This window comes from Vibrio sp. 10N.261.46.E11 (assembly GCF_041472735.1).
Lineage (GTDB): Bacteria > Pseudomonadota > Gammaproteobacteria > Enterobacterales > Vibrionaceae > Vibrio.
The window spans coordinates 1-11,685 of record NZ_JBFRQW010000052.1 but is presented as its reverse complement, the minus strand read 5'-3'; the positions used below and the strand labels follow the sequence as shown (position 1 = coordinate 11,685).

The 11,685-nt window shown below is 44.1% G+C and carries 10 protein-coding genes and 1 pseudogene; 4 read left to right on the top strand and 7 right to left on the bottom strand.

Translation table 11 applies throughout. The features are described 5' to 3' along the window. Positions 1-6 precede the first annotated feature (6 nt). The 5 genes from AB4407_RS16685 to AB4407_RS16665 all read right to left on the bottom strand — a co-directional run bounded on the left by AB4407_RS16685 (position 7) and on the right by AB4407_RS16665 (position 4,083). Positions 7-207 carry a twin-arginine translocation signal domain-containing protein gene (locus AB4407_RS16685; protein WP_372121353.1) on the bottom strand — a complete coding sequence of 67 codons (201 nt, stop codon included), beginning with the start codon at positions 205-207 and terminating at the stop codon, positions 7-9. Between the two features lie 76 nt (positions 208-283). Beyond that, positions 284-952 (bottom strand): molecular chaperone, encoded by a 669-nt coding sequence (locus AB4407_RS16680; RefSeq protein WP_372121352.1) that lies wholly within the window; start codon positions 950-952, stop codon positions 284-286. A 9-nt stretch (positions 953-961) separates the two neighbouring features. Beyond that, entirely contained in the window at positions 962-2,623 is a 1,662-nt protein-coding gene (locus AB4407_RS16675) for a 4Fe-4S dicluster domain-containing protein (protein ID WP_372121351.1), read from the bottom strand. A gap of 301 nt (positions 2,624-2,924) precedes the next feature. After that, on the bottom strand, positions 2,925-3,611 hold the full coding sequence (locus AB4407_RS16670) for a DUF3306 domain-containing protein (protein WP_372121350.1): 687 nt from the start codon (positions 3,609-3,611) through the stop codon (positions 2,925-2,927). Beyond that, positions 3,601-4,083 carry a DUF3305 domain-containing protein gene (locus tag AB4407_RS16665; RefSeq protein ID WP_372121349.1) on the bottom strand — a complete coding sequence of 161 codons (483 nt, stop codon included), beginning with the start codon at positions 4,081-4,083 and terminating at the stop codon, positions 3,601-3,603. Before AB4407_RS16665 ends, AB4407_RS16670 begins: the two co-directional genes overlap by 11 nt. 370 nt (positions 4,084-4,453) lie before the next feature. Between AB4407_RS16665 and fdhD the strand changes: the two genes are divergently transcribed. Beyond that, positions 4,454-5,275: a formate dehydrogenase accessory sulfurtransferase FdhD gene (gene fdhD, locus AB4407_RS16660; RefSeq protein WP_135382565.1), complete on the top strand. Its 822-nt coding sequence runs from the start codon at positions 4,454-4,456 to the stop codon at positions 5,273-5,275. 242 nt (positions 5,276-5,517) lie between these two features. Here fdhD and AB4407_RS16655 read toward each other — a convergent pair whose 3' ends face one another. Continuing rightward, positions 5,518-7,101, bottom strand: a complete 1,584-nt coding sequence (locus AB4407_RS16655) for an ABC-F family ATPase (RefSeq protein ID WP_009846736.1) — start codon at positions 7,099-7,101, stop codon at positions 5,518-5,520. Positions 7,102-7,552: 451 nt separating this feature from the next. Between AB4407_RS16655 and AB4407_RS20920 the strand changes: the two genes are divergently transcribed. From AB4407_RS20920 to AB4407_RS16645, 3 genes and pseudogenes are all read left to right on the top strand, one after another. Next, positions 7,553-7,957 carry a hypothetical protein gene (locus tag AB4407_RS20920; protein ID WP_408063690.1) on the top strand — a complete coding sequence of 135 codons (405 nt, stop codon included), beginning with the start codon at positions 7,553-7,555 and terminating at the stop codon, positions 7,955-7,957. Continuing rightward, positions 7,941-9,101: pseudogene (locus tag AB4407_RS16650) on the top strand (ATP-binding protein); the annotation flags it as partial. The gene AB4407_RS20920 and the pseudogene AB4407_RS16650, both read left to right, overlap by 17 nt. Before the next feature lies 1 nt (position 9,102). After that, the gene (locus AB4407_RS16645) at positions 9,103-9,990 is read left to right on the top strand and encodes a mechanosensitive ion channel family protein (protein WP_009846738.1); all 888 of its coding nucleotides are present in this window, start codon (positions 9,103-9,105) and stop codon (positions 9,988-9,990) included. 143 nt (positions 9,991-10,133) lie between these two features. Here the strand turns inward: AB4407_RS16645 and AB4407_RS16640 are convergent. Further along, a partial coding sequence (locus tag AB4407_RS16640) for a methyl-accepting chemotaxis protein (protein WP_372121348.1) occupies positions 10,134-11,685 on the bottom strand: 1,552 nt, incomplete at its 5' end.

Here is an 11,685-nt window from a genome sequence, read left to right as displayed (position 1 = left end):
TATCTCCTAAAGTGTGTCGTAGTAGTCGCGAATATGCTGCGTTTCACGATAGCCCGTCTTCTTCACGTCTTCTTTCGGCATTTCAACCGTTTCTGAAGCTGTTGCCACTTTCGTTGTACCAGCGACAACCGCACCAGCAACGGCTGCAGTCGTTAAGCCTTTGAGTAAGTCCCTACGGCTTGAGTTTATTTCTTTATTATCTTTCATCATTGCTTCCTTACCTTACGGTAGATCTTTTTGGAGGCTTAATGCCCCTCTATCGATATAATCGCGTACTGCTCGATTACTCGTAATCAGTGACGTTTTTCACATCAATCTTTAATTTATGCTTACTGCTTTTTGTATTCACGCTGAAACGCACTTGCTCCAACGTTAAGAATGCTTCACACAGCTGAGCTGCTGATTTGTAGAAGTTCGCACTTTCTGCACTTTCAAGCTGACGCGTAAAAGAGTTGAACCAAGGACCAAGGTGCTTATTGAAAACGGCTTGTTGAAGTGCTTCTTCTTCACCGGTTAGCATTGCCATTACTTCACACAATGCCGCAATATGATCTTCTGGCTCTTTCACTTGATCATCACGCTCAATGCCTAAAAGCTCTAAATCATGACGAATTTCTGCCAGTGGTTTTTCCATCATGGCGCCAGTTCTATGCCAAGAACCAAATGGAACAATCTCTCCACGGCCAATGCCAATGAACAGGTCTTGATATTCGTCTTCTAATGCTTCGCGATTTGATTCCGTTGCCGCTTGTTGAGTAGCAATCCAAGCTTTTTGCATTGCGCTCTCAGACGCTTCAATGTCTAGCGTCTTTAGGAAATCAATGACCTCTTCAGAAGGTGCGTTACGAAACAATGCAGAAAAAACCAAATAGATTTCAGTTCTTAGTGTCTGTTCTTGCTTTAATTCTTTTGCGAGCTCAGGCTCTTGTGCCTGATCCAAATTAGTATCCAAGGCCAACTCCTAGTATTTCAATTGTTTCAATGGGTCTTGAGCCATTGAATCGAACATGTCTACCACACGGCAGTCTTCACACATCGCGATACGATTAATCGCAGTCTCATCTGAGAAATGAGAGTGACCGTGTAACTTGTTCTGTAACATGTCAATCATAGACTGTGGTGCGAATGGCTTATGACAACGTAAACATTCCGCTGCTTTCTCTTCATGAATCACAACCGCTTGTTGACGTTCTTCTTTCACCCAATTCATTCGAGGAGTCAGAGTGAGAACATTCTCAGGGCATGCCTTTTCACACAGACCACATTGAATACAGTCTTGTTCGACAAACTTAAGGGATGGAGATGCGCCATCAGTATGCAGAGCACGTGTCGGACACACAGCCACACAACTCATACACAAAGTACAATCTTTGCTTTCACACGAAACTGTGCCGTATGGTGCATTCGAAGGAAGCTCAACAATGTTTTCAACTGGAATACGAGATGAAGACATCGCGTCAAGTGCTGTGAATAGGCGTTGACGTTTATTGCCTTGAAGATCGCCAAGTGCAAGATCGAACGAATCAACACACAGTGTTGGAGGACCTTCACGTAGCGATTCTAAATACAGGATATCGATGGTTTCTTTTGGAATACCGATTTGGTCTAGCAGTTCTTGTGCAGTCCCTACTTCGTTATTCAGAACTCGAATGATCGTTTCTGGCATAAAGCGAGATGCGGCAAATAGAACCTGAGTCGCGCCATTTACTAGAGCTGCAAACCAAGTGTCGATACCAATAGAAGGCAGTTCTTCCACAACAATCGGAATCACGTTATCTGGTAGCGCTTTAAGCGCCATCACGTTGTAGGTTTCATGACGTGAGCTACAGATAAGTACGATTGGATCCAAACCGCCCGCTTGCTCGTAGTTAGCTAGCGTACGTTCAATGAACTTTTGGGTATCGTCAGGGTTTGGAAGCGCATAGGTAATCGCTTCGGTAGGACAGCTTGTTGCACAAGTTCCAACGCCTTGACATAGATAAGGGTTAATCTCGATCTTGTGACCAGTCTTATCTGAACCTTCACTCGACAGTGCGCCAGCAGGACAAGCATCAACACAACGCTCACAGCCTTTTACGCCACGAGAACTGTGCGCACAAAGGTCTGTGTCTAAACGGAAGAACTTAGGCTTATCAAACGTGCCCATTAGCGTAGGAATCTCTTCCAACGCTTCAGCCAATTTAGGATAGCCGCGCCCTACTGGGTAATAACCAGGAACAGGCACTTCTTCTGTCATGCAACTATTTAGGCAAAGGTCTAAAACCACATCGAAACAATCGTGATTAATGGCCACTTTCGCTAGGTTGCTCGATGTGCCTTTACTCTCAATCAGAACTTCAAACGTGCCAAGGAAACCGGATACTTGAACCGAGTTCGCGAAGTACAGTTCTGGGTTTGTGCCCTTTTCGCCATCTGTCGACAATAAAGTTAGGCTTGTTAGCTGAGGTAATTGCGCAGCCGCACTCTCAATGATCTTTGTTGGACCAATGATGAGTGTGTTTCCCCCGCTTTCATAACTGACTGTCGGTGGAATAAGGTTTGTTAACTCAACTGTATTTTCAAATGCATACAGCCTTGCTTTCGCGTTATTTGAAGTTGCTTGTTCTAATAATTGTTTAAGCATTGCTCAGTTCCATCTTTGGATATGGATAATCTGTTCAACCTTCATTGTAGTTAGCGTTAGAGAACTTGCTGAGTAATCAGTTAACAACTAACGGTTTCGTTAGCTATTCATTATCCAATCAACCTTACCCAAGCTATCTACAAAAAAGTCGATAATGAACGATATTTAGCAAATGCCATGCCAATATAATAATTCATTATTTTCAATGAATTAGCATGTTCTGTAGTTTGTTTGGGTTATGAAAAAGCCGCTTGAGACATTTTGTCGCAAGCGGCTCATTGAGTGTTTAGTCAAAATGTACCTATTCTTTGTGTGGTATATTTTGTCCCATCTCTTTCAGGTCAGCTGCGTCTGACATTGTAGCGTCATTACCTGGCACTGTGTTTTTATACAGTTCATTTTCTTGTTCGGTTATTTCGGCGCTTTCTGACGTTTCAAATTCATTATCAGGTACATCAAGATCGCTTTCAGAATTTTCTAAAAGTACACCTTCGTCTTTATTATCAATGAGTTGCTCTTCTTCTGCCGTAGTTTCTTCTTCCGTTTTGTCTTTTACCCAATCACGCAATGTTTCTGCGACGCCTTCAGAAAGAGACTTCAAATTACTGTAATCGTCGTCATAATCGTCTAAACCATCACGGACGTTAAACTCTTCCGAGAGGAATAATTTACGCAATGCGGCCTTTTTTACGCTTTCAGAGGCTTCTGACACCAATAATTGAGCAACAGACAAGTCTTCAGTCGATTCTGAGGCCGTATCTTGGGAGTCAACAGCATGAGCTTCTTCATCGTTTTCTAAAGCGTCACCTTCTAAAGGCTGAGGCGCTTCTGCCACAGCTGCAGATGAAAGATCAGTAGACGAAATCTCAGAAGAAGAGTCAGAGAAAGTGAGTTCGGTTGCTTCCAGTGTTTGCTCTGCTTCAAAAGGTTCGTCAGTGGATTCGTCAAGCTTTCGTTGAGACCAACGGCTAAAGAAGTTAGTTGCCATTTGATCTTCCCGCGCCTTTACGTTTCTTACGTCTTGTTTCTAATAACTCGCCATGACGACCGATGAATGCTTCCATCCAAGCTTGTACAGGCAATGGAATGTCGTAGGAAAGGACTTGGTTGTCACCGTCCATGTATTGCCCTGCAACGGTTTGTGATGCCGTAAGTAACTGAATCACCGGCTTAACACCAGAATCGACGTTATCCATCACTAAGAATAGCTTAGGTTGCTGAGAGCTTAGGTTGAAACGGTAGTCAGTACGTTCGTCTTTGTGTAACTGAAGCAAACACACGTCTTGCGTATCGTCTTCGGGTGACAGTTCAAATCCGGTCAATTCCCATTGAGTGGTTACCCAGATACCCGTTTTGATCTCTTTCTCTATTCTTTGGACACCGATTGGCCAAGCTGCTTCTGTTTTTTCATATGCTTCTGTTGTGTCATATTGCTCTTTGAATTCTTTTATCTCAGACATACTTCACCCAATTGATTTTCTTTGGTCTGATGCACTTAGGACATTTTGTACTGAGCGCAATCATATAAGCCCTATAAAGCAATAAACACGCCAATAACCGCTAACCTTCATCAACAAACATCGCTGCTTTTGTAAGTCAGCCACCCTTATAACGGTAGTCGATACGCGTAAATTCAGACAGCTCTGCCCGTGAACTCTCATATTTTGCTCTATTTTAATCGAATGCTTCATGTTTTCTTGAATACCCGTTATTTTGGAATGAGATTTGCTTTAAGCATGGGCTAAAGAATCGATTAACAAGAGTGGCGTTAGACCCTCTTGTTAACTTCTTATCTCTTAAAATCGCTATCTCATTAAGTAGGACGTGACTGTGGTAAAACCAAACATAATAAAAACCAGCGAAAACCCTCTTCAGACAATCGAAGTTGAAGTGTTTGATGAATATGGTGAGAAGCTAACCAAACAGATCGCTTGCGAACGCCCTCTTACCGTGATGTTGAACTGGAAAGAGATCGTAACCCTGATGACACTCGGCTCGCGTCCTGAATCTTTAGTCTTGGGTTATTTGAAGAACCAAAGCTTCCTTTCTGACCCTGAAGCGGTTGAATCTATTATCATTGATTGGGAAACCAGCTCTGCAGCGGTCATTACCAATGAAGATACGAGCCAGCTTGAGCAAGCGCTTAAGAAGAAGACGGTGACCTCTGGCTGTGGTCAGGGCACCATGTTTGGTAACGTGATGAAGCAGTTGGAAGATTACCAAGTGCCTCAAACCAAGATTAAGCAATCTGAAATTTATACCGCTCTAGAAGCACTGACTCATTACAACGACACCTACAAGAAAGCTGGCGCGGTACATGGTTGCGCAGTTTGCAAAGACGACAAGGTTCTATCGTTTGTTGAAGATGTTGGCCGTCACAATGCGGTAGATACGTTGGCTGGTGAGATGTGGCTTAATAAAGAGTCTGGTGAAGATAAGATTTTTTACACTACTGGCCGCCTGACCTCTGAAATGGTCATCAAAGTGGCTCAAATGGGTATTCCTGTTCTGCTATCACGTTCTGGCGTAACGCAAATGGGCTTAGACTTGGCTCAGCAATTTGGGATCACGACCATTGCTCGAGCTAAAGGTTTACGTTTCCAAGTGTTCACGGGTGCAGAGAAGATTGATTTTGATGTGAAAGGTGAATAATCAGCAGTCGGAAAAAAGCGTAAGTTCGATTGGTGATTCACTAATCGCTTCTAATTGTAAAGTTCTGATGTAAAGAGTTAGTGACCCTTCAAGGATAGATACATAGAAACTTAGCTAGATACAAGATACAAGATACAAAAACGCCGTCATGCATTTCAGTATGACGGCGTTTTTAATTTTCAGTTTATAGCTTATGGCTTAATTTCCAACGTATTGAGTTGAAAAGTAGGCTAACTTAAAGCTTAGCCGCGTGCTTTCAAGAACTCAGCGTAAGTACCGCGGAAATCGTTGATCTTGCCATCTTTGATTTCAAGGATACGAGTTGCAAGCGAGTCTACGAACACACGGTCGTGAGATACGAAGAACAATGTGCCTTTGTAGTTCTCAAGAGCCAAGTTAAGCGCTTCGATAGATTCCATATCCATGTGGTTCGTTGGTTCATCCATAAGAAGAATGTTTGGCTTGTGCATCATGATCTTACCAAGAAGCATACGACCTTGCTCACCACCAGAGATAACCTTTACAGATTTCTTGATGTCGTCTTGGCCAAACAGCATACGACCTAGGAAGCCACGAACAACTTGCTCGTCTTCGCCTTCTTGGCGCCATTGGCTCATCCAATCAAACAGGTTCATGTCTGTCTCGAAATCGTGTGCGTGATCTTGAGCGTAGTAACCGATGTTTGAGTTTTCAGACCACTTGTACTCACCAGTGCGTGGCTCAAGAGCGCCAGCTAGTGTGTTAAGTAGCGTTGTTTTACCCACACCGTTTTCACCGATGATAGCAACACGTTCACCCACTTCGAAGATACCGTCGAACTTGTTGTATAGGTCTTCTTCAAAACCTTGAGATAGGTTTTCAACTACAAGTGCGTTACGGAATAGCTCTTTAGACTGTTCAAAACGGATGAATGGGTTTTGACGGCTAGACGCTTTAACTTCGTCTAGTTGGATTTTATCGATCTGCTTAGCACGAGACGTTGCTTGCTTCGCTTTAGATGCGTTCGCAGAGAAACGAGAAACGAACGTTTGAAGTTCAGCAATTTGTGCTTTCTTCTTAGCGTTGTCAGACAGTAGACGTTCACGCGCTTGTGTCGCAGCCGTCATGTACTCATCGTAGTTACCTGGGAATAGACGAAGTTCGCCGTAATCAAGGTCAGCCATGTGTGTACAAACAGAGTTTAGGAAGTGACGGTCGTGCGAAATGATGATCATTGTGCAGTTACGTTGGTTTAGCGTATCTTCCAACCACTTGATAGTGTCCATGTCCAGGTTGTTCGTTGGTTCGTCAAGAAGCATGATGTGCGGGTCTGCAAACAGTACTTGAGACAATAGAACACGAAGTTTCCAACCTGGTGCTACTTCGCTCATTAGACCGAAGTGCATTGATTCTTCGATACCTACAGCAAGAAGAAGCTCACCGGCTTTAGCTTCTGCCATGTAGCCGTCCATTTCAGCAAACTGAACCTCAAGGTCAGCCACTTTCATGCCGTCTTCTTCGCTCATTTCTGGCAAAGAGTAAATGCGGTCACGTTCTTGTTTGATAGCCCAAAGCTCTTTGTGACCCATGATAACCGTGTCGATTACCGTGAATTCTTCGTAAGCAAATTGGTCTTGGTTTAGTTTAGCTACGCGCTCGTTTGGATCGTAGCTTACGTTACCAGCACTTGGCTCAAGTTCACCAGATAGGATCTTCATGAACGTCGATTTACCACAGCCATTCGCGCCGATTAAACCGTAGCGGTTGCCTTCGCCGAACTTAACTGAAATATTTTCGAAAAGTGGCTTAGCGCCGAATTGTTGGGTGATATTTGCTGTGGAGATCAATGCCGTTACCTTTTTAATGTGAAAAACGCCGCAACGTTACTTGTTCGGGGCTTTAACTGCAAGTCTTGATTGCAATTACCCGCTATTAAGTGAGTGATAACCCAACCAAATCATAGTTTGAGCTGACTCACACTTTTGATTTTCTATTTATCCACTGAAAGCCGCTGATTTTCAGGGAAAACAAAATATCAAACAGCGCCCTAAAATGGGAGAGATATAACGTCTCAAATCATGCCGACCATTGAATATATCGTATGCTAATCAGTTACAGCAAAACCAACCCGTTCAAAGCAGCAACAGACATAGCCAAGACTAGCCTAATCCCTGACAATTTCATGACAAAATCGGTTGAAACAGGAATAAAGTACTCGCCCCCGATACAGGGTTGGATTTCACAAAGTCAGATTATCTAACTATAGTAATCCTAACCTCATAATTCTAAGAGACTTTTATGCGTTCACTATCGCGCTTGTTAATCCTCACTTTGGCCATTCTCTCTTGGCCTAGTCATGCCAACTTGGAATATGATTTACAATCTCAACCGCAGGTATCCAATATAGCGATTGATCTGGATAAGCGTATTGATTTTCTACCCGATCCCCTTTTCATGGAGCAATCGGACAAACGCCAAGTTAATATTTTGCTTGCCGAAGTTCTGCGTGTTCAGAAACTGGAAATCAAAACCTTCGAGCAACAGATCAAAGCTTATAGAGATAACAACGACGCTGATCAATGGTTTGCCGTTCAAACTAGCTACGTCACATTGAATAGCTTAAACGTCAGTAAACAGCATCTTCTAGAACTGACGAACTCTGCGAACAAAGAACGCTTAACCGGATTTGGCCCTTCTGTCTAACTACACGCTGTTTAGCCAAGCTTTGGCGTATCTGTTTAGAATTGAAGTGGCTAAGCAGTCAGATCTTGATAAGAATCAGCAAAACTTGGTTCGAATCAAAGGCGATCAAACCTATGAATACATTCTTCCGGGTAATATCGACAGTACGTTGATAGATTACGCAGGAGATGAAATTAAGCAGTTATCACGCTACTTAATGTCAGACAGCCCGGCTATCTGTATTGTGTCTGGCGAACGTGGTGTCGGCGCGACAACGCTGCTATATACCTTACTGCACAAAGTCTCTAACGCTGAGCCTGTATACGTGAGTTGCCCTTATGCGGGTTACCAAGAGCTTTTAGCGCATTTAGCCGTGAGCATTGGCTTGGACGAAGAAGCGACTGAAATTCAAATATTAGCGCATCTTCGTAAGAGCAATACCACTTACCTTATCGCGATTGATAACGCACAGCGGCTGGTAAAGCCAATGGTCGGTGGCCTGTCTGATTTGATTCGTTTGACCAACCTTTTGCGTCGTTCTAAAAAGAACCACCGTGTCGTGATATCGATCGCCAAATCAAGCTGGCGATTTGTGGATAGAGCGCGTGGTGAGCGTCTGTTGTTTGATTTGGTGTGCTTCCTTCCTCGTTGGACAGAGAAACAAGTGGGTGAACTTCTAAATAGCCGTATCAATACGGAGCTTGAGAAGCCGTTGTCTTTTGATGGTTTAGTAGTCCCTAAGCAATGGGACCAAGATGATATGAGTGAAGAAGAACGCGCGCGCCAAGGCTTCTATCGTATCTTGTGGCACTACTCAGACGGTAACCCTACTGTTGCCCTGCGTTTCTTCCGTTTGTCTCTGAATCGAAACAAAGAGACGGATCAAGCAGTCGTGAGATTGTTCCACGTGCCTGAAGCACAAGAGCTGGAAAACATGCCGAAACCTATGTTGGCTGTATTGCGCTCTATCGTACAACTGGAGATTGCGTCTCCTGAGGTACTGTCTGAATGTACTCAGTTAAGCATTGCGGAAATAACCGGGATTCTGCGCTACTTCGAGAGCCGTGGTTACATTGGTTGGAATGAAGACAAGGCCAAGATCTCCGATCACTGGTTCCGTCACATTACTAACGTTCTCGACCGTCAACATTTATTGGTGAAGTAAAATGAAGAAGTTATTTATCCTACTATTTGTTGGCTTGGCAAGTGCTGTCAGTTTCCCGACCTTTGCGACGGAAGAGTTAGCTAACGTAGAAAACATCTCTAAGATAGCGAGTTTGGTGCGTTGGAGCGGCGTGTTCTTCTCCATGATCGTTATTGCCGCAATGTGGTTGTTGCTCAAGTTTATCAATTCGTTGGTGACCAGTTTTGGTAGTCAGTTCGTGCAATATCGAATGCTGTTACAAAAACTGCAATCGTTCACTCAGTTCTTTATCTACGTGAGCACCGGTCTTATCGTGTTCATGATGAGCTTTAGAATCAACGATCAAATCTTAGCTTTGATTGGTGGTACCCTCGCCGTGTCTGTCGGTTTTGCACTTAAAGATTTGGCAGCATCATTCATCGCCGGTATCACGGTAATGATTGATAGACCATTTCAAGTTGGTGACCGTGTCACTTTTGAAGGTAACTATGGCGACATTATCACTATTGGTTTGCGTTCTGTGCGCATGAGAACTTTGAATGATGACATCATCACAATTCCAAACAACAAGTTCTTAAACGAAGTGACCACCAGTGGTAACTATGGTGCCTTGGATATGCAGGTGGTGATTCCGTTTTATGTCGGAATGAATGAAGACATCACCCTAGCCCGCGACTTGATCCAAGAAGCGGCGTCTTCAAGTCGCTACATCCATTTACCAAAGCCAGTGACTGTTCTGGTTAAACAGACGATCACCGACAACTACCTTGCGATACAGTTGACGTGTAAGGCTTATGTAGTGGATACCGCGTATGAGAAGTTGTTTGAGACCGACATTACCCTGCGAGTGATGAAAGAGTTTAAGAAGCACAACATCAACCCACCGAAGATCTCAGTGGCAGCGCATTAGTCGCAGTTAGTTTAACGCTCTGAGAGTGAATTGCTCTCCTAGTCAGCAACAAACGAAAACACCTCCGAACTTATCTCAAGCGCGGAGGTGTTTTTTTATGAGGTTTTGTCTTTTGTCTGTGGTAACGCTAAGTGGTTTTGGGTTTACACCTTAAAGTACTTTAACTGTTCAGTTAGGTGCTCTGTAGTATTCGCCATTTTCTGGCTATCCTCTGCCAACGATTGTGAGGCTTGCAGAACTTCATTGGCGGCTAAGTGAATACCAGTGACACTCTCACTCATTTCCGTTGCCACTGTGCTCTGTTGTTCCGACGCTGCGGCAATCTGAGCCACCATGTCATTAGCGTTGTGCAGCTCATTCACTATCACATCCAATTGCTGACGAGTTTCGTTAGAAGCCACGACACTGTGATCGACTTTCTCATTACTGCTTTGCATCGCTTTAAAGGTACGCTCAGCCTGCTGAGTCAGCTTTTCAATGGTTGATTGTACTTCGTTGGTCGAGTTCTGAGTTCTGCTCGCTAGATTACGTACTTCATCAGCCACAACTGCAAAGCCTCTGCCTTGCTCACCTGCTCGTGCTGCTTCTATTGCTGCGTTCAGTGCTAACAAGTTTGTCTGTTCTGACACATCACGAATCACACCAACAACTTGGCTAATCTCAGTCACACCAGATTGCAGATCTTTGACTAGGTTATTGGCTGTCGAGATGTTCTCTGAAACCTGAGAGATGGTTGTCGACGTTACCTGCATGTTTTCGTCGTTCTGATTTGCATGATCGACCACCTTGTTGGTGCTCGCAGCTGTGTTCTCTGCATTGATTGCTACATCTGAGATAGTCGCGCTCATTTCAGTCATCGCAGTAGACAGTAATTCCAGCTGCGCATGTTGAGCGTTAACACTGGTTGCGGCCTCTTCACTGGCTTGCGCGATGTGACTTGCCATGTTGCTAGACAAATCTGCAGATTCATTGGCGGTGCGAAGCGTGCTTTGCAGTTTATCGAGCATGGTATCTATCTGATGGCTCATATCACCTAACTCATCTTTGCGTGTCATGTTCATGCGTACACGAAGATCCCCATCAGCAATCTTATGGGTGTTATCGATAAGCTTATTCAGTGGCACAAGGATGTTGTTGGAAATCGCGTAACCCATAGCGAAAAGTAAGCCAGATAAAACAACCGCTACCATCCCTTCCTTAATAGCTAAGGCATAGAACGCCTCTTGGATATCCGCGACTAAGATTCCAGAACCGATCACCCAGTTCCATTCTGGAAACAACTGAACGTATGAGATCTTGTCTTTGAGTTCACCTTGCGGGCTCATCCATTGGTAATCAAGAAAGCCTTTCTCTTCAGGAGTGCGAGAAATGGTGACCATCTCGCGCCAGTGATGCTTACCTGCTCCATCTCTAAGGTTTCCGGCATTGGTGCCATCAAGCTCTGGTTTTAACGGATGACTAATGATGTTGATCTGCTGGTTTAGAATCCAGAAGTAATTAGTGTTGTCATAACGAAGCGTTTTGATGGCTTGTAGCGCACGATCCTTTGCGACCTCTTCACCCAGCACACTGCGTTGGCTGTAATAGTAGTTTGCCAAACTTACCGCGGTTTCAACTTGAGCGCTGAGTTTATCTTGCCGCTCTTCCATCGAACTAGCACGCTGTTGCATTAAATTAGGTTCATCGCGGCTTTCC